Genomic DNA, 22,630 nt, shown 5'->3' with positions numbered 1-22,630 from the left:
CGGTATGGTGGGTAAAATTCTGTGCTACGCCATCGCATTTGCCGTATCAGCCATTACTGCTATTTTTATATTTATGCTGGGGTAGTCCCCCTCTTGTGACTTTGCGATCACACGCTGTGGTCGCCAAGGTCACGCAATAAAAGAGATAATGACATGTTCTATATTCATATGTTGCTGCTGCTTGCCATCATCTTTGTCGGTATTCGGCATGGTGGCATCGCTTTCGGCCTGTTAGGTGGACTCGGTGTCACCATTCTGGCCTTTGTGTTCAAAGTGACACCGGGGCATCCCCCTGTCAGTGTCATGCTGATTATTCTTTCCGTGGTTGCCGCATCGGCCACGCTGGAAGCAACCGGTGGTTTGAAGCTACTGGTCAAATACGCTGAAAAATTAATGCGTAAACATCCCGGTCAGATTGTTTTTCTGGGACCACTCTGTACTTATACCCTCACGGTTCTGGTCGGGACCGGCCACTCTGTTTATCCGCTTCTACCGGTCATTTACGATGTTGCTTATAAAAAAGGAATTCGTCCGGAACGCCCGATGGCAATTGCTTCTGTCGCATCACAAGTCGGTATCACTGCCAGCCCGATCGCTGCAGCCGCTGCCGTGGTCATGGCAACCGCAGTTGATAATCACCTGGATATCGGTCTGATCGACGTTCTGATTGTCACGATTCCGGCCACACTGACAGGTTTACTGGTTGCCTGTACGTGGAGTCTGAAGCGCGGTAAAGATTTGGATAAAGACCCTGAGTTTCAAGCGCGTTGCCAAGATCCTGAATTTGTACAAGAACTGGAAGATAGCAGTGCTTTGGAACAAGGAAACGAAATCGATAAGAGTGCGAAAAAAGGCTTGTTCATTTTCATGCTGGGGATTGCAACAGTCGTGTTTGTTGCCCTATTCGGTAAAGACCTCAACCTGCTGCCTCCGGGTGTAAAAATGTCCGTCGGCATTCAGTTTTTAATGCTGGCTGTCGGAGCTATTATTCTGGTCAGCACCAATGTATCGCCGAAGAAAATCGTACACAGTAATGTTTTTATCGCAGGGATGACGGCAGTCGTTATCATCTTTGGGATTGCCTGGATGAGTGAAACCATCATCGGCTACCATAAAACCTATCTGATTGATATGGTTAGCGATATTGTGCATTCGCATCCATGGGCTTTCGCCATTGCAATGTTCTCGGTATCGATCTTTCTGAAAAGTCAGGCCGCGGTTCTTACCATTATGCTTCCGCTCGGCTTCTCTCTGGGTATTCCACCAAAAGTTTTGATTGGTGTATTGCCGGCTTGTTACGCTTATTTCTTCTTCCCATTCTATCCAAGTGATCTCGCGGCGATTACATTTGACCGCACCGGCACCACTCGTATCGGGAAATATGTACTCAACCATAGCTTTATCCTACCGGGATTCATCTGTGTCTTGACGTCAACCGTGGTTGGTTATTTCCTCTCAACCACCATTCACTGATTAGGTTCTTCGTTCTTTCCCGCGCCTGTGCAGCTTGTGCTGTACGGGAGCGGGCTCTCACTTCCCACCGACTTCTTTTCGCACTTGTCTCGCTGAACACCGACCCATGATACAATGCCACCGACTTGCGACCTGAACAGTTCAAGCCGATTGACAAACGATTCCTGATGCTAAATTTATGAAGTTAAGTTTATGAAATTAAAGAGTTACCTGACTTTAACGACGATTGCGACCACCTCTTCAGTCGTGATCGTCATGACGATCGCGATATTGTTTCTGCTACAGAATTCTTATCAGTCAGGTCTCGAAGCCCGTGGTCTGGAGCTTGCCCGGGTCATTGCCCATGACCCCAAGGTCATTCAAGCCCTGCGCGCGCAAGCGGCGCATCCGTCAACGGGAAGCATCCGTGATTATATTGAGTCGATTCGCTCTCGAACCGACGCCTCTTACATTGTGGTGGTTGATCAGCAGGCCATCCGTCTCAGTCATCCGGACCAAAATCGGGTCGGAAAACATTTCATCGGTGAAGATATCAATCGGGTCTTGCAAACCGGCCAGTCCTACAGTACCGAAGCGAAAGGCTCTCTTGGGAAAGCAATTCGCAATTTCGTGCCCATTTATGATCACGGTAAACAAGTTGGCGCGGTGTGTATCGGCTACTTGTCTGAAAGAATTTCCGACATCATTTTTCGCCAACATGTTCATATCGGCTTATTGATCGCACTCATCTATCTGTTTGGTATCGCGACAACCGCTGCTTTTTTACTGAAGATGAAAAAGACATTTCTGGATTACGAACCGGAATTTATCGTCAATAAATTTCGGGAACACGGTATGGTCTTTGACAGTATCCGAGATGCTATTATTGCAGTTGATCATGATATGAACATCACCATGATCAATAATAGCGCAATGAAACTCCTCTCAATGGGAGTGTTAAGCCGCTATGATTACCAGCGTCATCCACTGTCTCATTATTCGATCCCTTTAAGTCATTTGGTACTGGAAAATCAGGGACGCTTCCATCAGGAAGCATTCAGTATTGGAAAAATCAAATACCGGGCTAACCTTTATCCGATAAAAACCGCCAAAGGTTTAATTGGTCATGTGATTGTATTCTTCACCGACCTGACTCCTAATGAGCTGGAAAAAGAAATTATCTACCTGAAAAATTATGCTGAACTGCTGCGTAGTAAAACCCATGAGTATTCGAATAAACTAAACGTACTGTCGGGGATGCTGCAAATTGGCAAATATGAAGAGTCAATTGATTTTATTCAGCAAGAAACGGATCGCTATCAGGCGGTTATCAATCATATTGTGTTGAGTGTGTCAGACAGTGCCGTGGCCGGTCTGTTACTGGCTAAATTTAACAAAGCTTCAGAAATGGGGGTTAAATTTACCATCGACGTTGATACGACTCTGGCAAGTTATGCCAAACAGACGTCTGAAAAACTAGTGACGATTATTGGTAATCTGGTAGATAATGCGCTACTGGCCGCCTGGCAAAACCGAGAGGTGGTACAGCCTGAAGTCATCGTTTACCTCAGTGATCGCGGTAGACATATCATGCTGGAAATACAAGATAACGGCATCGGTGTCCCTGCTGAAATCGCTGAGCATATTCTTGAGTTTGGTGTCAGCTCAAAGCAGGAAGATGAACAGAATGGCGTTGGCCTGTACCTTGTCAAACAGCTGGTCGATTACTTTCACGGCAGTATTGACTGGGAACGCACTGAACAACACACCACCTTGTTCAGTATCTATTTAGAAAAACCGGAAGAGGCGCATGACGATGAAGACCCGAGTAATGTTGCTTGAGGACGATATTCGAGCCAGCTATACCTTGGAATCAACGATCAACCAACATCCTCAGTTTCAGGTCGTAGCTGTCAGTGAAAGCTGTGCGGACGCACAAATCCAGTTCAATGCATTTCAACCACAACTGGTGTTTGTTGATATTACGCTTCCCGATGGTAACGGTTTGGCGTTGATTCAGCAGTTGCGTCAACAAGCGGCCGACTGTCACTTCATTATGACGACTGCTGAGCGTGAAACCACCACCGTTGAAAAAGCGGTCCAACTCGGGGTCATCGACTATCTGGTCAAACCGATCCGCATGTCGCGTATTCATCAGGCACTGGATGATTATCTGCAATATAAACAAAAGCTCATCAGCACTTCAACCGTTGATCAGGACGATATTGATCAGTTACTCCGTAAGTCCCCTATCCAGCCGATTCGTCAGACCCCGAAAGGGATCGATGCAACGACACTGGAATCATTGAAAGCGTTGCTTTATCAGGAGCAGTTACACGATTTTTCCGCAGATGATATCAGCGAACGGATGAATTTCAGTCGTATCACCGCCAGACGCTATTTGGAATATCTTGAATCTGAAGGCGTGTTACGCCTGGTGCTCAACTACAATACCGGTGGCCGGCCAAGACGTCTCTATCAGATGATAAAGTAGGTATGTTCCGGCGCGTCCCCCTCCCGAACATGCAGTATTGATTCACTGATAATGTCTGACATTTACGCCAAAAATGTTCTACGCTTGATACGATCGACTGTTTTGATGCGTGCCAGATAACTTTTTAAGCAGGACAAACATGCTCACACGATTGAGTATGCAACATCAGATATTTGTCTGAACACACAAAAGATGTGCCGCTAAGAGATTGTCATAAAAAGAAAAACTGTGTAACATTTCGTCAAATTACGTGGTATGCCCATCGGGGCTGTTGGACGCTACATCGCTGGGGTCTATGTATGGTCATGAAATATATCGCCTTCGCGAATGTCGCTGTCGGCATTTTTCTACTGATTTACAGTATGAAACCCACCTATCAGATAGGTCGCACTGAAGAACAAACGTCTCGCTGGAAAATACTTATCACGTTGCTCTTTATCTTTATTCTTGGCTATCTTTCCGTGCTGATCGTCTTGGTTTATAGCCAGATGAATGCATACCTGTCGACAATTTCACTTATTCTTCTCAGTGCCAGTCTTTTTATTGCGCTGGTCGTCTCACTGTCCCGAAACATACTCTATCAGATTAATCGTTCGGCTCAGGATGAACAGTACAATTCTTTGCACGACAGCCTGACTTCACTGGCAAACCGCAAATATTTACACTGTTCGCTTCAAACGTTCGTTCAATCAAAACAGTTGTTTAGCTTATTGTTGATTGACCTGAATAATTTCAAACAGATCAATGATGGTTTGGGTCACTACTTCGGTGATAAGTTTCTGATTTCAGTTGCCAATCTGTTACAAGAAAACACCAGTCAATATGGTCGGTTATACCGCATGGGGGGCGATGAGTTTGCGCTTATCTTGCCCGGCAATGACGATGACACGATTCTCAATGTGGTTGACTCAATTCATGGTGCTCTCCATGCACCAGTGAAAGTGATGACTTACTCGATGAAGACATCGGCCAGTGTCGGGATCACCAAATATCCACATAATGGGCATGAGGTTTCCAATCTGCTGAAACAGGCAGATTTAGCCATGTACGACTCGAAGAAAAAACATAAGCCCTATACGTTTTATCATGACCAGCTGGGTTCCGACTCTTATAAAAAGCTCAAACTTTCCATCAAATTATCTGAAGCACTCAAAAATGATGTCTTTGAACTACACTACCAACCGATTATTCGCGGTCAGATACAAGGAATTGCGGGCCTCGAAGCCTTACTGCGCTGGCCTCAGGAAGATGGTAGTTTTATCGAACCGGGGGACTTTATTCCCATTGCTGAAAAAAGTGCGCTGATTTCTGTATTAACCCAATGGGTAATTCATCGAGCCACTCAGGACTTAAGTGTCTTAAGAGCGCACGGTTTCCATGGCAGTCTCCATATCAATCTTTCCGCCAAGGACTTTCAGGATGATGAAGTGGTCGATCAACTGCGTAACCTGCTTCACGCGGGACAAGTACAAGCTGATGATTTGGTATTTGAAGTTACCGAAAGTGCGGTGTTTGAAGATATTGAAAAGGCGAAGTGTGTGATTCATAAAATACATGCACTGGGTTTTCGATTCAGTATTGATGATTTCGGCATCGGTTACTCTTCTCTGGTAATTTTGCGTGAATTACCCGTCACTCAGATTAAGATTGATCGCTCTTTCGTCACGGAATACCACCAGAAAGAATCCAACCGCACCATTATCTATGCGTTGATCCGGTTAGCACAAGATTTGAACCTGAGTGTCGTTGCCGAAGGTGTGGAAGTTTACAGTGTCGAACAGGCATTAGGGAAAATCGGCTGCCACTATACGCAGGGTTTTCTTCGTTTCCCCCCGGAACCGTTACACCACTTACTCTACAATGAGCAATTCCGGAACCATCTTGAACCGATGCTTCCGGAACCACTTCAGCGGTGACGCGTTTGCAGCATCACCATTACTTGCAATATAACGCTTTACCCAACAGCCACTTACCCGACTTTAAACAAGTCGGCTACTGATGTGTCAGTACATCGGGTTGCGATGTATTCTGTGATTGCCTGCTGCTGTTCCTGATTGAGATATAAACCCAGTTTGGTTCTGCGCCATAAAAAGTCATCACTGGTTCTGACAAATTCACAGGCAATCATATAGTCGATTTCCCGCTGATAGACGCCTTCGGCAAAACAGCGCCCCATCTCTTCTAAGCTGTTGACACCAGACAACATTTTTCGCGTATAGGTACCAAACTGAATCGCGTAGCGAAATGCCAGTTTCTGGCTCAGCCATGGATAACTGGCTCGCAGTGATTCACCCAGTTGTTCCCGGGTACAACTAAAGTAACCGCCCGGAAGGGGTACATTGGCTGTCCACGGTTTACCCATCTGCTCAAAATACGGTTCAAGCTTGTGCATCGCCGCTTCACCTAACTTACGATAAGTCGTTAACTTACCGCCAAACACCGACAACAGCGGTGCCTGATCGCCTGTCTGTTCCAGCTCAATGGTATAATCTCTGGTAACAGCCTGCGGTGAACTTGACTCATCATCACATAATGGGCGTACCCCACTGTATGACCAAATCACATCCTCACGAGAAAGCTGTCGCACAAAGTGCTGATTGACAATATCGATTAAGTAGTCCTGCTCTTCATCGTCGATTTCAACCTGACGGGGATCACCATGATATTCGACATCTGTGGTTCCAATGATGGAGAAATCGTCCATGTACGGAATGACAAATACAATTCGGTTATCTTTATTCTGTAAGATATATGCCTGTTCTTCATGATGGATCCGGGGGACGACAATATGTGACCCTTTCACCAAACGAATGTTACGTGGTGACGCCGTCGATAAACCATCATCAAAAAACTGTTTCACCCAAGGCCCGGCAGCATTGACCAGTGCTTTAGCATAACGTTCGAAGCGTGTATCTGACTGCTGATCATAAATCGTAACACGCCAGATATCATTCTCACGAACGGCTCGTTCAACCCGACAGTAATTACTTACTTCTGCACCATTTTCCTGAGCGGCCAGAATATTCAGAATGACTAAACGTGCATCATCGACCCAACAATCCGAATACTCAAACCCGGTTTTCATTTCAGGTTTGAGTAACCCGCTTTCAGCCAGATTGACTTTGTGACTGGCCGGTAACGTAGTTCGCTTGCCGAGATGATCATATAAAAACAGTCCGCAGCGAATCATCCACGCAGGCCGGAGATAAGGTCGGTGTGGCAATCGAAAACGCATCGGACGCGCCACATGAGGTGCTTTTCTGAGTAAAACTTCCCGTTCGGCAAGTGCTTCTGCAACTAAACGAAATTCATAATGTTCCAAATAGCGCAATCCTCCGTGAATCAGCTTAGAACTGGATGAGGAGGTTGCAGAGGCAAAGTCTTGCGCTTCATAAAGTCCGACGGACAAGCCCCGCCCGGCAGCATCAGCAGCGATTCCGGCACCATTAATGCCGCCACCGACAATAATTAAGTCCAGCAGACGATTTTCTTGATTGGGTGTTATCACATCCATAAAGTAACCTCAAAATGAGCAAACGAACATTTACAAACATTATTGAGCGTAACTTAACTGCCATTTAAATGCATCATTTATTTTCGATTATGTTCGTTTTATCGATAAATATAAAAAAACCTTCTTAAAGGAAGGTTTTTAATGAGGTCATCAGTATTGGTAATTAAGACCGGATTAAGCCGATGAAGGCAGCTCTGAAACGGTTTGCTCGGGGGATATTGCAACTTCTAAAGATACTTGGTTCGCTTCCAGTATTGACTGGATTTCCTGCGGGGGCTGTTTATCGGTAAACAGCGTATTAATTTGGGAGATATTACCGAGTTTAACCATCGCATTGCGACCAAATTTAGAGTGATCGACCGCGAGAAAAACACTCCGGCTGTTTTCAATAATCGCCTGTTTAACACGGACTTCATGATAATCAAAGTCCAGCAAAGACCCATCAAAATCAATCCCACTGATCCCGAGAATACCGAAATCAAGCCGGAACTGTTGAATGAAGTCTAACGTTGCTTCCCCGATAATCCCGCCATCGCGGTTACGTACTTCACCACCAGCCAGAATGACATTAAAGTCCGGCTTTGAGAGCAGAATGCTTGCCACATTTAGATTATTCGTCACAATGCGCAGCTGTTGATGACTTCGACTCAGTGCGCGGGCAACCGCTTCCGGAGTTGTCCCGATATCAATAAACAACGTCGCGTGATTCGGAATGTGCTTCACCAATGCTTCGGCAATGTGATCTTTTTCAGAATAGTTATGTGATTTACGGGTTGTATAAGAATCATTCTCCGAGCTGATTGGCACCGTTGCGCCACCGTGATAACGACGAATTTTATTTTCATCAGCCAACTCATTCAAATCACGACGAATCGTTTGTGGGCTAACGTGAAAGCGTGCCACCAGTTCATCGGTACTGATGTAACCATGTTTTTTGACCAGTTCTATTATTTTCTGATGTCTCGGAATTTGCTTCACATCCGGCTCCATGTCTCATTAATCCATCACTCACTGATGCAGAAACGCATCGCAACACGCGAAAACTGCTCTTGGGGATGGCTTCATCTATTTATTCGAAAAAATTCACTCAAACTATTGTGCGGTAAATCTGGGAGAGAAAGAAGTCTCTTATATACAAAAAGTACCGTCCATCACCGAAAAGAGTCCCTGATTAGCTTTCTTATCATCCAGCAAGTTCAGACTTTGTTGGCTCAATTGAAAACCACTTGACGACAATAAGCATCGAGTTGAGTATAATTATTACCCAATCAATGAAGGAACATGACATGACGAAATACAAACGTCACTATGGTTTGGCTCTCTCCATCTCACTGTTTTTTTACAACACTGCTGATGCACAAGACTTTGCTAAACTGGATCAAGCCTTGCCGGCTGCTATCGATGCCTACTCAATTGCACCGGTGTTTGACTTCGATACAGATGGTTGCCTGCCGAGTGCCGGCATCAGCCGCATCGGTCAGCAAAATAGCGGGTTGAAACCATCCGGTGGCTTAACTGCTGGTTGTCGGAACGCCAATTTTCTCGATTTATCCAATACTTATCATCGCTATGCCTGCAAAATCAATGGCTCAGATCAGTATTGTGCTCATTTTTACGCTTTATATTTTCTCAAAGACCAAATTCTCAACGGTATCCAAAGTGGTCATCGTCATGATTGGGAAAATGTGGTGATCTGGACTAAAAATGGCAACGTGACGCATGGGAGTTACAGTGCCCACGGTAACCTGACCACACGAGCAGTCTCTGAGTTAGATACCAATGGCAAGCACATCAAATTCGTTTATCACAAAGATGGCCTCCTGACTCATGCGTTCCGGTTCAGCAAGATTGAAGAAGTCGCTGAAAACCCATATGGCTACTTCGTCACCCCTGATATTGTCAGTTGGTATACCATGTATGGTGACCAAGTCACCAACGACACCTTAAGAAACCAACTCAATCGTTATGACTACGGCTCAGCCAATGTGCCTATCAAGGACGGGAGTTTCCTGAGTAACTTGAATCAAGGCAAACCCGATAGTTATCCGCAGTTTTCCGCTTCAGACGTGGTCAATTCACGTTAAATGAATGCCGATGACACCGAATCAACTGACGTGAAAAACGGATGCAATACGGCGAACAATCACGCTGGGTTGCATCCGTTCAGTCAACCTCGGCCAACCGACAGACTAGGCCAATGCTTGCTCTTGCTTGTCCCGGTGCACTCTTCTTTCGCCAATCAATGCGTAAATCAGACAGACAATCGCAGCGATACATGCACCAACCAGAATGATAAATCCGCCATTCCAGCCAAAGTGATCAACGGTATATCCCAAAATGGCATTTGCAGCGACAGCCCCGCCCAGATAACCGAACAAACCGGTGAGTCCGGCTGCGGTTCCCGCAGCTTTCTTGGGTGCCAGCTCCAACGCATACAGGCCAATCAACATGACGGGTCCATAAATAAGAAAACCGATGGTAATCAGTGCCAGCATATCGACACTCGGATAACCCGCAGGATTCAACCAATACACCAGTACCGCAAGTAACACCAGTACCATAAACAAAATACCGGCGGGGGCGCGACGTCCCTGAAAAACTTTATCGGAAACCCATCCGCACAATAAGGTTCCCGGAATACCGGCCCACTCATACAAAAAGTAAGCCCACGATGATTTATCAACCGAAAAATCTTTTGCTTCTTTCAGATAGACGGGAGCCCAGTCCAGTACGCCGTAACGAATCAAATAGACAAAAGCATTCGCAACCGCAATTGACCATAACAGTTTGTTAGACAAAACATATTTGAAGAAAATCTCTTTCGCACTCATTTCTTGCTCATGCGATTGATCATAATCCTCGGGATAGTCATTTTTATACGCTTCAATCGGTGGTAAACCACATGATTGTGGTGTGTCTCTCAGTGTGACCCAAATCAGAATCGCCACGAGGATTGCGAAAAATGCCGGGACATAAAATGCCGTACGCCAGTCGTCATGAAATAGCCATAGCCCCAGCAGAAAGATCGGCCCAATCAAGCCGCCTCCGACATTATGTGCCACATTCCATACCGAAACGAGTTCACCACGCTCTTTGCGTGACCACCAGTGTACCATCGTCCTGCCACAAGCCGGCCACCCCATTCCCTGAAACCAGCCATTCAAAAACAGCAAAATGAACATTGCGGTAATACTACCGGTTGCCCACGGCATAAAACCGAAGCACAGCATGACACAGGCAGAAAGTACTAAACCAGCACTGAGGAAATAGCGAGGGTTTGAGCGATCAGAAACACTCCCCATCAGAAACTTAGATAGACCATAGGCAATCGAAACCGCAGCAAGCGCAACCCCCAAATCGCCACGACTGAATCCCTGTTCAATCAGAAATGGCATTGCCAGACTAAAATTTTTCCGAACCAAATAGTAACCGGCGTAACCCACGAAAATACCGATAAAAAGTTGCCAGCGTAATCGCGTGTAAACCCCGTCGATCTGCTCACGGGGAAGTGGCTCAATATGAGCCTGTGGTTTGAAAATTCCAAACATGATGACCTCAGCGATGGTGGTAATATCAATGTCCTGATGCATCGTTTCATCAGAACAGGAAAATACAGCACAAACAAAATGTTCGTTCGAGCTAGTTGTATTTTCATACGCGCAATATTACATTTTTGTGACAGCCACAGCACACTCGTTAATTTGCATATGAAAACAAGTCATTCATGTCGGTACCCGCACATTCTGCGCAAGTTCACAGCACTTTTGTCACTCACGAAGTGCAATCGAATCGATCATTCTAAAAAAATTTAGCTAAAATAAAGACATGTCTATCATCCGTATCGGCCTCTTGCTATGACTCATGCTTTTGCCAAACTCTGGTGTCGTTTCCGCCAGCTTCCCCGTACGCTCCGCGTCTCAACCTATTTGTTACTCAGTTATGCAGGTTATGCGCTGCTGCTCGGTGTGATCACACCTCTCATCCTCCAGTCTCAAATACCGAAAGTACTGAGTGAACGTCTGGGGAGAGAAGTTCAGATCGCGCAAATCAGTATCAATCCGTTTTTACTGCGAGCCCAAATCGAAGATTTTCAGATCATGACCCGGGATCAACAAGGGAAGCTCGCAACAATCGGCCATTTAGAACTGATGTTCAGTTTCTGGCGTAGTCTGTTTCATCTGACGCCAACCATCGATCATCTATGGATAACTCAACCATCTCTCAATCTTGTGCGGTTCAAGACCGACTCGGGGCAGCTCCGTTTCAATATCAGTGATATTGTCGAGCGCCTTGATTCCCGGCAAACAGCTACACCGCAGCAACAGTCAGCAACAGATGTGACACCAACTATCACCGCCTTTCGCAGCGAAGACATTCATCTTTCTCAGGGGCGTGTGCAGTTCTCTGATCAGGTCAGCGGTGCCCTGCTCTCCTATCACGGACTGGATATCCGTTTACAACAGTTCGATACACAAGCAACGATGGCGCAACTTCCGTCAGAGCCAAGCCAATCATCTGCGTCAGACAAATCATCAGCTTCAACGCTCTCCCCGAACCGATATCAGGTACAAATTACCGGAGCGGACCAAAGTCAGATGCAACTCAGCGGTCAGTTGCAACTGCTGCCCCTTAAAATCAGTGGTGAGCTGTCGCTTCAGTCCGTCACGCTGGCACCATTCTGGCCTTTTGTTGCTGACATGATTCCCGCCCGATTAACGGATGGTGTCATCGATTTTCACACGCACTATGATTTGCAAGAGATACACAACCATATCGTCTATACCACCCGACAAGGTGAGCTGACATTACAGCAACTGGTTTTTCAGTCCGACCAAAAGCCACGGGTTAAACTGTCACAGTTGACCCTCAGTGATATTGCGTTAGAGAGCTCCGGACAGACTCTCGACATCGCACAATTACAATTGTCCGGTTTATGGGCAGACGGACGACTAAACGCCCAAGGGCTCGATTTACAACATCTGTTTACCCCCGTTCAGAACACTGATGTCACACCATCTCAGGCTACACCGCCTGATAATCAACCGGCGACCTCCTCTTCATGGCTTGTTCGCCTTCATCAGCTCCGGATGACAGGGAGTGATTTGAACCTCATGGAACAACAACAGACCACTGGGGTTTATTGGCGTGTTCACAATATGTCTCTCTCGACAGGCGAGATTGACAGTAATCTCAGTAAACCGATCAATTACCAACTTGCATTCGATATCGCATCCGACCTGCATCAGCCCCCTGAAAGCGCTCAGGGACATTTCACTGCACAAGGTGTTGTTGATCCGCAACAACTCAGTACCAGCGGTGAGATTAATCTGCAACGGCTGGAACTCAGCCAGTTTCAGCCTTATTTACAACCCTATCTGAACTTACAGCTCAGCAATGGGGTCTTTTCGACACAGGGGCATTTTCAGATCAATCCAGCCACATATGATGTGCGCTATCAGGGGACTGCGGCTTTAAATCAGCTGATGATCAAAGACACCCGCAATCGTCAGCCGCTGCTGAAATGGGAGAGCATGTCAATCGATGCTATTGCCTTTGATCAAATTGCACGTCAACTCATGATTCACCAAATCACATTAGATAAACCGTATGCCAAAATATTGATCGACCAAAATAGAAATACCAATATTGATCACCTTGTCATTGAGTCTCATCCCGGAAAGGCTTCCGAAGCCCCCTCCGCGTCGGTCAAACCAGACACTCAATCCCAGCCGAAATCAGAATCACAGCCGTCCTTTCAGCTTGAAATCGGTGCGATCAAAATCAACCATGGTTCGGCTTTTTTTGCCGATCAATCTCTGACCCCAAATTTCGCGACTGGGATTGAATCTCTGGATGGTGAAATCAGCCAGCTATCATCCAATCCCGCGCAAAACGCTCAGGTTCAGTTAACCGGTAAGATTGATCAATATGCCCCAGTCTCCATTCACGGAGAAATCAACCCACTCTCTGAGCCTCCCTATCTGGATTTAGCGGTGAATTTTAATCGTGTTGAGCTAACATCGGTTAATCCATACTCTGGTACTTACGCTGGTTATTATATTGATAAAGGACAACTGTCATTAGGATTGCAATATCAGTTAGAGCAGCACCAGCTCATCGGTAAAAATCACATCGTGATCGACCAACTGCAACTGGGAAAATCAAGCAACTCTGAGCAAGCCCTCAATTTGCCATTGAAACTCGCCATTGCACTATTACAGGATCGCCACGGCGTGATTGACCTGGGACTGGATATCTCTGGTGATCTCGATAACCCCAGCTTCAGTTTTGGCAGTATCATTATGACCGCACTGACCAATATGCTCACCAAAGCAGTCACGTCACCATTTACTCTACTGGCAGGTTTAGTCGGTAGTGATGATGAACTCAATATTGTTCAGTTTGAGCCCGGTCGGGCAACATTAAGTACAGCAGAGCAGGAGCGGTTGAAAACGCTGGCGGGCGCATTGACAGACCGGCCAAAACTCAGCGTCAGTGCCAAAGGTCATGTATCACTCACGCAGGATAGTCAGGCAATCAAAGCAATGAAGCTGCAACAACAGCTCCGGAGACAGAGTGGTGTTGACCCCTTGCCGACTGATCTCAGCGCCAGTCGCTTTCCTGAAAGTGGCCCTTTGGTTGAGGCGTTAAACAAACTGTTTAGTACCGAGCTGCAAAAGCAACCGGATGCCGAACGGCAGAAAATTATCCAACAGTTGCAACGTGAAAATCCGGATGTCGAACCCGATCCGGCAGCGGTGACGACCCGACTCCATATTGCGATGTACAATCAGCTGTTGAATGCTCAAGCCGTGAGTCATGATGAACTGGGTTATATGGCTCAAAGCCGGGGTAATGCGGTGAAGGCGTTTCTGGTCAATGATGCCGGGCTGCCTCCGGGACGTATTTTTCTGCTGGACAGTAAAACTGAGTTGAATGACAGTGAGCCGCAGGTGAAACTGATTTTAAGTGCCGATTAAACGTTCAGTGAACCTGACAATCTTCAGACACAACCGGGTTGATAACTCACGGGTGGATAACACAAAGGGGTGGCCGTTACCGGCCGCCCCTTCGACATTTGATGTTCCCTACCGGGTCAATTAATTTTTGTAAACTTCAAACTCAGCAATAGCAGGAGTGCCGTTGGCTGAATGGATTACAAAACTGATTTTATCCAGATTGGTATCCGAGAAAGAGATCATGCTAGGAATGGTACTCCCCGATGCCAGTGTAGCGCCATCATCATGATTCACTAAAGACCAAGAAGTCACCGTCCCCTGAGTACCGGACAACTCAATGATTCGAACCGCATTAATGGTTTGATTGAGACGTTTAACACTGATCGTACCGGTACTGTCTCTTGGCGACCAGTAGGTACTGCTATCCCCATCCGTCACGTTACCATAGCTGGTTCCGTTACCTTTAGAACTACCGTCAGCGTCCGCATTTAAAGCGAGGTTCGAACCCGAAGGTGAGCCTCCATTATCGCCACCGTTATCCTGATCACTGCCACTGCCGTTATCGTTATCATTGCCGTTATCATTCCCCGGTGTAGTGACATGACAGCTACCGTCGGATACAGCCAGATCTTTATTGGCACCCGCGGTTGCCATTACAATCGCAGGGACACAGCTTGCCTGATCAAGCTGATACTGATAAGAGATGTTAATCGATGTGGTTGAAACCGGGTTCGGGCCGGCCGGATGAAGTTTGCTGCCATCATTGGACCAACTCACGTTATCCCAGATATTGCCACTTACATCCCAAAATCCCATATCATCGGTATAGAAAGTACCGAGCGGATCTTTAGAATCTTTTACATAATTATTTTCTGCTTTGATCTTGCCACCGATTCTTGGATTCATCCCTGAAGAAATTAAGCCATCATAGTAATTGTTATAAGAATGTGCCGTGGCATGACGTAACAATGGTGTCCGTGAATTAATGTTCTCATAATAGTTATGGTGGAAAGTCACTGGCCCGTTGTTGTTATCACTGTCACTCGAGCCCACCAGCCCGCCCCGACCCGAGTTTTTCAGGATACTATAAGAGACTGTGACGTACTTCGTATTATTTTTCATATCCACCAAAGCGTCATAGCCATCACTTTCACCACCACTCGCTTCTAATGTGACATGATCAACCCAGACGTTTGAGACATCTTTCTCCATACCGATAGCATCACCGCCATTCGACGTCGGAGAACCGGATTTTTTCACATTCCTGACATGTACATTCCGGATGATGATGTTGGATGAAGAGCGGATATGAATACCCAACTCATCGAAGAGCGCACCTTGACCGACCCCAATCAGAGTAACATTACTGATATCTTTCAGTTCAATTTTATCTGCTGCGGTATTACAACTATTACCGGAAACTTTTGAAGTATTACCATGATTGATGGTCCCCTCAACCTGAATAATAATCGGTGTATCGTTTGAGGCTCGGTTACATAACGCTTCATGAATTTGCGTACCGGTTGTTGCACGAACGACTTGTCCACCTTCGCCACCAGTTGTACCACCATTCTCGGTGTGAAACCCATTGGCAAATGAAGGTGAAGCGATCCATGCCAGCGAGGATATCAGTGAAGCGATTATGGTGTGTTTAAATTGTTTATCGGTCATCATGTCCTTCCTTATCTATGTCATTAAAATATTGATGATCTTTCTCGCCTGTCATTCACGGCAGAAACAGGCCTTATCGCAGATAGATTAATTATTTTTCAATTACTTTTATTTCTGAAAGCCTTCTTTTTTGGATGAATGTCATGCTTTATAAAAGCATGTCTCTATCAATATCTCTCTTGATATGATTCAGCCAAAACAAGCACCAATATATATCAAAACAATATTACTTTTAAAATGAAACATTGTTTCTTTTTTGATCTAGGTTGAAAAATAACCTTTATTTATTAGAAATTATTTTTGTTGAAGAGGTTCACACCACCTCATTTTTTCTCTGTTAAACTTACGAAAAACCCCGTTGTTAATCCTATATTTTTTAGTAATTGGCAATCAATAATAATATCAATGTAGTCATTTGATAAATCGGATAATTTCTATAATGATTCAGGGAATTAGTATCTCTATAGATTCGCTATAAACTGAAAGTAGAATAAAAACACCCAGAACAGGTTCAACCTGTTTATTGACCAACCTAACAACGTCACTAGGAAATAATATGAAAAAAATCAAAAAGATATATATAATAATGTGGGCATTAGCTACCTGCATTTCCAGCTTCAGTGCACAGGCTGCCTTCCAGTTATTAACCTCTCAGGATTTTTATACAGTCGATACCAATGCTGGTGTAGTATTCAGCATACGCAGAGTTGATCATGGTGTCAGTACGCAATCACCCGGTGATCTTGCTTCACTAAAAATTAATGGTGTCGAGTATCAAAATCAGCGTCGAGGATCTCAGATTAATTCTGGATTTGATTGGTTATATAACAATACATCCAATGTACAGGTTTATGCTCAAAATTATCAAAACCAATATATAAAAATTACGGTTCAGGCTGGTAATCTTACCCATTATTATATGGCCAGAAATGGTTATCCATATATCTACATGGCAACTTATTTTTCATCTGAACCTAATATTCATGGTCATGTACGTTATATTTTAAGACTACAACGTAACCAGCTCCCTTATGGACCGGAGCCTTCAGATATTTCTCAAACAGTATCCACTGTTGAGTCCAGTGATATTTTCGCACTCTCCAATGGGGAGACTCGTTCGAAACATTACTCTAACATGCGGCTGAAAGACTGGAATGCTATTGGCGCACGAGGATCAAACGTTGGTGTCTGGATTGTCAGAGATAATCAAGAAGGCGGCTCTGGAGGCCCGTTCTATCGCAGCCTGCTGAATCAGGGCACAGCAACCGATCAAGAAATTACTTATATCGTCAACTATGCCGAAGCCCAGACAGAAGCATTCCGTACCGGTGTGTTGAATCATTACACACTAGTTGTCAATAGCGGCCAACAGCCTCCTGCCGATGATGATATTAACCTCTCTTGGTTCTCGCAAATGGGATTGAAAGGCTATGTTGCTGCATCAGACAGAGGCCGGGTTGCAGGCGTTGGCATCACCGGACGAGACACCAACTATGAATATACCGTTGGTTTTGCCAACAATCGTGCGCAATATTGGGCAACGGCAAACCCGGCAAGTGGTTACTTCAGCCGGGACAATATGTTACCGGGCACCTACACGATGACCACTTATAAAAATGAGTTAGCCGTCGACACGCAGACGGTAACCGTTCATTCCGGCCAGACGACAGTTTTAAACTCCTATCAAATCACCGGTGATCCAAGTCATGACAGAGCCATCTGGCGTATCGGTGATTGGGATGGTAGCCCGCAAGAGTTTCTCAATGGCGATAAATTAACCATTATGCACCCTTCAGATGTCAGAATGGCAAATTGGGATCCATCTAACTTTATTGTCGGTAACACACCTGCCAGCGCTTTTCCTGCCTATATGTGGAAGGATATCAACAATGACCATATCATTTATTTCCGTCTCAACGACTCACAACGCGCGAAAGCCCACCGGATCCGGATTGGGATTACCGTGGCCTATGCAGGAGGTCGTCCCAAAATTTCGGTAAATAACTGGACATCTTCCAATCCGCCATCGCCGTCTCAACCTAAAACTCGTACTTTAACTGTCGGGACGTATCGGGGAAACAACACAACCTATACATTTGATATTCCCGCCAGCGCTTGGGCCAGTGGAAGTGACTGGAATCGCCTGATCGTTACAGCTATCAGTGGCTCAGGCCTGAGTGGTTATCTGTCTGCGGGTTATAGTATCGATAGTATTGATTTACTTGATTAATACAACCAATGAAGTCAGTGAACACTCAAGATTAACATTAAGCACTTAATAACGGTCCCCTACATTGCACAGGGGACTGATGTCAAGTCGCTTAGGCACCTGAACTCAGTCCCCTTTTTGATGTCTAAATCAAAATCTAAACTCACATTTCTCTCCTCATTAACCTTAGCTTTACGCCATGTCGATAACATCTCAGACGTGTTTATTTACATTTTGTTTAAATTTTACACATTCTATAACTTGATCTTGATCACATAAATGAATATTTGACATACATTTTCAGCAGAAGAAAACCGTTACAGATTATATGACTATATTGAATGTTAAATTCAATATAGATAACTATGTTAACTATAAAATAACAAATATATACCAATATATTTAAAATTAAATAACATAATTAATTCTGTCATCAGAACATCATTTATATGTAAAAATCCCTCAAGTTTACGTTCAATATAAAAATAAGATATTGTTTTTTAAAAACAAAAAAATAAGGATAGACAAAAAGTTATACTACTTGACACATATATTTACCTTTTGCAATCTGACGACTTCAATTATTGACTCGTGTCACTAATCGTAGATACACATAATAAGTGGATATACAGGGAGCTAGGAAAGGGCTCTTAATTTTAAATAAAAAGGTAATGGACTATTATGAAAAAAACGCTCATAGCGCTCGCAGTGCTTTCAGTTGCAAATGTGGTTAATGCCGCTGAAATTCTCAAGACAGACTCCGCATCGGTAGATTTTTATGGCCAACTCCGCGAAGAATTGAAACAGGTGGATTGGGCAGGAAAAAGTGAAGATGCAAACACCACACTCTCTTCAGGTTCATCCCGGGCCGGGGTCAATTCTATTTACACCATCAACGATGATCTTGACGTGCTGGCAACCGTTGAATTTGGTATCGGACAAAGCAACAGCGGCACCAGTCGTAAACACTACATCGGTTTTGCATCCAAGGAATGGGGCACAGTGACCGTTGGTAAACAGAGTATTCTGAGTGATGATGTCTGGGGCGTTGAAAACGACTGGATTGGTTTAGGTTATAGTATGCTTCCTGAGATGGATGGTTATGACATGAACTGGCTTCAGAATGCGATGATCAAGTATACGCTGGAAGGCTCTGCGGGTTGGTTCAAAGCGGCTTATTCATACAAAAACGGTAATGATGACCCGACTACAGCCGAAATCTTTGCCGGAACCACTTTCGGTAATATCGAATTATACGGTGGTGTCGGTTATCAGGAAGATAAAACCACATCAACAGATACCAAAGATATTACCATTACCAGCGACGGTACAACGCATACTGTTGAATCCAAAATCACCACAGTCAATAGCAAAGAGCTGAAGCATGGTATGCTTACCGTGAATTATAAAGGTGATGGCTGGAACTTAGGCACCACCTACTGGCATGCAGAAGTAGACGATAATGTGAAGAACACCAAACTCACTTCGGATTCTGTCGCCCTCGCCGGTTCTTATAGCTTCACTAAAACACTATCTCTCTACGGTGGTTATGAATACATCAAAGACCTTCAGGAAGAAGGAAATGACTTCAACGGGGTGTATTCCGGTCTGTTGTATAGTTATGCAAGTTGGACCAAACTCTATGCTGAAACCGGGGTTAACGACTCTGATAAAATCGGTAATGACAGCTACTGGGGTGTCGGTGTTCGCATCTACTGGTAATCCATAAAATAGCTGGTCACAGTCGTCTGCCTTCGGCTGTGACCAGATTGATTGACATCATCTTTTTGTATCAACTTCCCTTTATCCCTACAATCTATGTCTTTCGTGACCCGTTTGACTCAAGGAATAAAAATGAAAATCGCATTGCCTTTACTCTTCACACTTTCACTGGGGATGATTCCATACACTGTTACGGCTAAAACTGTCTTAAATATTCCAACCAATGTTGATGTACTTGCTATCAATGCACAACCGCCTGAAAAAGTAAGCGGCTTATTCCCTTCAGATCAGGAAGAATTAGACGATGGTATCAATCAAATTGTATTCAAATACTCCCCCGCATTTGAAATCGGCAAAGATATCAGACATGCCTATAGTCAGGTGATTATCGCTAAATTTAAAGCGTCAGATACTCAACTTCATTTTAAACTCCCGTCTTATCGCAGCTTGACGCAAGCCCGGCAAGAAATAGACCATCTACAATGGGCCCTCGTTGATGCACAGGGTAATAATGTTGTCATTGCAGAAGATACTTTACAGAAAAATGGCCTTCAGGTTGGTCGTGATTATGTGCAAGAAGCGCAACATTACAATACTGGTTCAGGGATTGCCGCTATTCATATCAGCGCAACATCCGATACTCAGAATATAACCGCAACATCGCCACAACCTGCCACTCCTGCCAAACAACATGCGATCTCAACAACGAAAGTACTGACCGCATCAACACCGGTGGTTACCCCAACAGACTCACCCAACCTTTCTCAGCTCAAACGCTGGTATCAAAAATCAAGTGAACAGGAACGAAAAGCGTTTCGTAAATGGATTATCGATCAGGAATAACCGTGCTGAGTCTCTGTCATGGCAAGATTAAAAAAGTACATGACCTGAGCTAAAAATATAAAATTGTAAAAAAATACTTGACCCTGTACTCAGCTACAGGGTTTAAACTCATACCATGTTATCCGAAGAAGAGAGCGTGGAGATGAGGACACTCAAACGGGGAGAGCTGGCAAAAGAAACCGGTGTCTCTCCGGAAACCATTCGCTATTACGAGCGGCAAGGTCTGTTACAAGCTAACAGAGATGACAACGGATATCGACGTTTTGATCCCATCTGTATTGACCGACTTAAATTTATTCAACGCGCCCAGCGTGTTGGTTTAAGCCTAAAAGAAATTGGCGAATTGTTAGCACTGGAAATTGCCCGGGGCGAGCACACGTGTGAAGAAGTCAAAGCCATTACTCAGGCAAAGCAGCAAGAAATCCAACAGAAAATCAGCGAATTACAACATATGTACAACGCCCTGACGGTACTCAATAATCGTTGTTGCGGTGGCTCTCATTCAGCAGAGCATTGCACTATTCTGACCGCATTAGCGGACACCGAATCATCCTCAGAGGAGCTCGCTCATGAACACCATAGCACGCATTAGTCAGGCTTTTGTCGATCTGTGGCTGGATGCTGCATTCTGGCTCCTGTTGGGCTTGGTGATCGCCGGACTGCTGCATACATTTATCAAAAGTGACAAGTTGGGTGATCACTTAAAAGGACACGGGTTTTGGCCGGTGATGAAAGCCGCCATTTTAGGCATTCCCCTCCCCTTATGTTCATGCGGGGTGATTCCCGCTGCAGTCGGTCTTCGTCGGGCCGGCGCGTCCAAAGGAGCCACGACGGCGTTTCTCATCTCCACACCGGAAACCGGCGTTGACTCAATTGCTATCTCTTATGCGCTACTTGGTCCATTTATGACCATTATCCGCCCGATCGCTGCCGTCTGTTCGTCGATTGTTGCCGCGCTGTTGGTTTTATCAGGAGAAAAATCTGCTTCCCGGTCAGAAACACGCACCGCACCGCAACCGGCCACCTGTAGGTCTTCTGGTATGCAAGGAAGTGATGGTGGCTGTTGCTGTCACAGCCAACCAAAACACACCGCAGACCGTCAAGCACATTCGAACTCAATATGGCGCAGAATCTGGCAAGGTCAGGTGTATGCGTTTACTGACTTGTTAGGTGATCTCTCCCTCTGGCTTTTAGCGGGCCTTATCATATCTGCCGGTGTCGTAGCACTAGTCCCTTACGATGCATTGGCCGAAGTCAGCCGGGGGGGCTGGGCGATGGTGATCATGGCTTTGATTGGCGTTCCCATGTACATCTGCGCATCCGCTTCTACTCCGTTAGCTGCCGGACTGTTAATGGCAGGAGTTTCACCCGGTGCAGTGCTGGTCTTTTTGCTGGCCGGTCCGGCGACAAACGTTGCTACGTTAGGTATTGTGCGTCGTGAAATGGGCTGGCATGCACTAGGAAGCTATTTAATTGGTGTGATTGGTGTGGCAATTGGCTTTGGCTATCTCACCAACGCGTTAGTCGATCTCTGGCATATTGATATTCAAAGTGAATTAGGGAGTAGTGACAGTCTCATGCCGTTTTGGCTAAGTGGACTATCAGCACTCTTTTTGATGCTGTTGGTCGGTAACGATCTCCTGATGCGAACCTACCAACGACTATTCAAAAAAGCGCCGGCTCATAGCCACAGTCACCACTAGCACGCTAACGAATCCGTTCTGAAACTGGGTCTGCCGACACAATGCAGATCCAGTTCACTCAAA

15 protein-coding genes are annotated in these 22,630 nt (G+C 45.3%); 11 read left to right on the top strand and 4 right to left on the bottom strand.

Annotated elements, in window-relative coordinates:
• Positions 1-153 precede the first annotated feature (153 nt).
• The 4 genes from AC55NX_RS14250 to AC55NX_RS14235 all read left to right on the top strand — a co-directional run bounded on the left by AC55NX_RS14250 (position 154) and on the right by AC55NX_RS14235 (position 5,862).
• Positions 154-1,473, top strand: coding sequence for an anaerobic C4-dicarboxylate transporter (locus AC55NX_RS14250; RefSeq protein WP_496996349.1), 1,320 nt, complete (start codon positions 154-156; stop codon positions 1,471-1,473).
• Positions 1,474-1,665: 192 nt separating this feature from the next.
• Complete coding sequence (locus AC55NX_RS14245) at positions 1,666-3,294, top strand: ATP-binding protein (RefSeq protein WP_496996348.1); 1,629 nt, start codon at positions 1,666-1,668, stop codon at positions 3,292-3,294.
• Positions 3,269-3,946: a response regulator gene (locus tag AC55NX_RS14240; protein WP_496996347.1), complete on the top strand. Its 678-nt coding sequence runs from the start codon at positions 3,269-3,271 to the stop codon at positions 3,944-3,946. The genes AC55NX_RS14245 and AC55NX_RS14240 overlap by 26 nt, the downstream gene beginning before the upstream one ends.
• A 299-nt stretch (positions 3,947-4,245) precedes the next feature.
• Positions 4,246-5,862, top strand: a complete 1,617-nt coding sequence (locus AC55NX_RS14235; protein WP_496996346.1) for a putative bifunctional diguanylate cyclase/phosphodiesterase — start codon at positions 4,246-4,248, stop codon at positions 5,860-5,862.
• A gap of 53 nt (positions 5,863-5,915) precedes the next feature.
• On the opposite strand, the gene glpD is transcribed toward AC55NX_RS14235, so the two are convergent.
• Both glpD and AC55NX_RS14225 read right to left on the bottom strand, forming a co-directional pair.
• Positions 5,916-7,460, bottom strand: coding sequence for a glycerol-3-phosphate dehydrogenase (gene glpD / locus AC55NX_RS14230; RefSeq protein WP_496996345.1), 1,545 nt, complete (start codon positions 7,458-7,460; stop codon positions 5,916-5,918).
• Between the two features lie 174 nt (positions 7,461-7,634).
• Entirely contained in the window at positions 7,635-8,438 is an 804-nt protein-coding gene (locus AC55NX_RS14225; protein ID WP_496996344.1) for a DeoR/GlpR family transcriptional regulator, read from the bottom strand.
• Positions 8,439-8,746: 308 nt separating this feature from the next.
• On the opposite strand from AC55NX_RS14225, the gene AC55NX_RS14220 reads away from it, so the two are divergent.
• Positions 8,747-9,544 (top strand): NPP1 family protein, encoded by a 798-nt coding sequence (locus tag AC55NX_RS14220; RefSeq protein WP_496996343.1) that lies wholly within the window; start codon positions 8,747-8,749, stop codon positions 9,542-9,544.
• A gap of 105 nt (positions 9,545-9,649) precedes the next feature.
• Here AC55NX_RS14220 and glpT read toward each other — a convergent pair whose 3' ends face one another.
• Entirely contained in the window at positions 9,650-11,008 is a 1,359-nt protein-coding gene (gene glpT / locus AC55NX_RS14215) for a glycerol-3-phosphate transporter (protein WP_496996351.1), read from the bottom strand.
• Between the two features lie 306 nt (positions 11,009-11,314).
• On the opposite strand from glpT, the gene AC55NX_RS14210 reads away from it, so the two are divergent.
• Positions 11,315-14,440 carry a DUF748 domain-containing protein gene (locus AC55NX_RS14210; protein WP_496996342.1) on the top strand — a complete coding sequence of 1,042 codons (3,126 nt, stop codon included), beginning with the start codon at positions 11,315-11,317 and terminating at the stop codon, positions 14,438-14,440.
• A 120-nt stretch (positions 14,441-14,560) separates the two neighbouring features.
• On the opposite strand, the gene AC55NX_RS14205 is transcribed toward AC55NX_RS14210, so the two are convergent.
• The gene (locus tag AC55NX_RS14205) at positions 14,561-16,093 is read right to left on the bottom strand and encodes a pectate lyase family protein (protein WP_496996341.1); all 1,533 of its coding nucleotides are present in this window, start codon (positions 16,091-16,093) and stop codon (positions 14,561-14,563) included.
• Between the two features lie 553 nt (positions 16,094-16,646).
• On the opposite strand from AC55NX_RS14205, the gene AC55NX_RS14200 reads away from it, so the two are divergent.
• From AC55NX_RS14200 to AC55NX_RS14180, 5 genes are all read left to right on the top strand, one after another.
• The gene (locus AC55NX_RS14200; protein ID WP_496996340.1) at positions 16,647-18,320 is read left to right on the top strand and encodes a rhamnogalacturonan lyase B N-terminal domain-containing protein; all 1,674 of its coding nucleotides are present in this window, start codon (positions 16,647-16,649) and stop codon (positions 18,318-18,320) included.
• Positions 18,321-18,980: 660 nt separating this feature from the next.
• The gene (locus AC55NX_RS14195; protein WP_496996339.1) at positions 18,981-20,021 is read left to right on the top strand and encodes a porin; all 1,041 of its coding nucleotides are present in this window, start codon (positions 18,981-18,983) and stop codon (positions 20,019-20,021) included.
• 132 nt (positions 20,022-20,153) lie between these two features.
• On the top strand, positions 20,154-20,864 hold the full coding sequence (locus AC55NX_RS14190; protein ID WP_496996338.1) for a DUF2057 family protein: 711 nt from the start codon (positions 20,154-20,156) through the stop codon (positions 20,862-20,864).
• Positions 20,865-21,006: 142 nt separating this feature from the next.
• Positions 21,007-21,456, top strand: coding sequence for a Zn(2+)-responsive transcriptional regulator (gene zntR, locus AC55NX_RS14185; protein ID WP_496996337.1), 450 nt, complete (start codon positions 21,007-21,009; stop codon positions 21,454-21,456).
• The gene (locus tag AC55NX_RS14180) at positions 21,434-22,567 is read left to right on the top strand and encodes an SO_0444 family Cu/Zn efflux transporter (RefSeq protein ID WP_496996336.1); all 1,134 of its coding nucleotides are present in this window, start codon (positions 21,434-21,436) and stop codon (positions 22,565-22,567) included. The genes zntR and AC55NX_RS14180 overlap by 23 nt, the downstream gene beginning before the upstream one ends.
• Positions 22,568-22,630 lie beyond the last annotated feature (63 nt).

This window comes from Vibrio rubrogenes, from assembly GCF_059641415.1.
Note: the sequence above shows the minus strand (reverse complement) of the source record. Positions and strands in the feature narration are given on the sequence as shown.

Coding starts and splice junctions, on each gene's coding strand:
- AC55NX_RS14210 (WP_496996342.1), top strand. CDS start 11,315: ATGACTCATGCTTTTGCCAAACTCTGGTGTCGTTTCCGCCAGCTTCCC.
- AC55NX_RS14200 (WP_496996340.1), top strand. CDS start 16,647: ATGAAAAAAATCAAAAAGATATATATAATAATGTGGGCATTAGCTACC.
- AC55NX_RS14235 (WP_496996346.1), top strand. CDS start 4,246: ATGGTCATGAAATATATCGCCTTCGCGAATGTCGCTGTCGGCATTTTT.
- AC55NX_RS14240 (WP_496996347.1), top strand. CDS start 3,269: ATGAAGACCCGAGTAATGTTGCTTGAGGACGATATTCGAGCCAGCTAT.
- zntR (WP_496996337.1), top strand. CDS start 21,007: ATGAGGACACTCAAACGGGGAGAGCTGGCAAAAGAAACCGGTGTCTCT.
- AC55NX_RS14220 (WP_496996343.1), top strand. CDS start 8,747: ATGACGAAATACAAACGTCACTATGGTTTGGCTCTCTCCATCTCACTG.
- AC55NX_RS14180 (WP_496996336.1), top strand. CDS start 21,434: ATGAACACCATAGCACGCATTAGTCAGGCTTTTGTCGATCTGTGGCTG.
- glpD (WP_496996345.1), bottom strand. CDS start 7,460: ATGGATGTGATAACACCCAATCAAGAAAATCGTCTGCTGGACTTAATT.
- glpT (WP_496996351.1), bottom strand. CDS start 11,008: ATGTTTGGAATTTTCAAACCACAGGCTCATATTGAGCCACTTCCCCGT.
- AC55NX_RS14190 (WP_496996338.1), top strand. CDS start 20,154: ATGAAAATCGCATTGCCTTTACTCTTCACACTTTCACTGGGGATGATT.
- AC55NX_RS14205 (WP_496996341.1), bottom strand. CDS start 16,093: ATGATGACCGATAAACAATTTAAACACACCATAATCGCTTCACTGATA.
- AC55NX_RS14245 (WP_496996348.1), top strand. CDS start 1,666: ATGAAATTAAAGAGTTACCTGACTTTAACGACGATTGCGACCACCTCT.
- AC55NX_RS14195 (WP_496996339.1), top strand. CDS start 18,981: ATGAAAAAAACGCTCATAGCGCTCGCAGTGCTTTCAGTTGCAAATGTG.
- AC55NX_RS14250 (WP_496996349.1), top strand. CDS start 154: ATGTTCTATATTCATATGTTGCTGCTGCTTGCCATCATCTTTGTCGGT.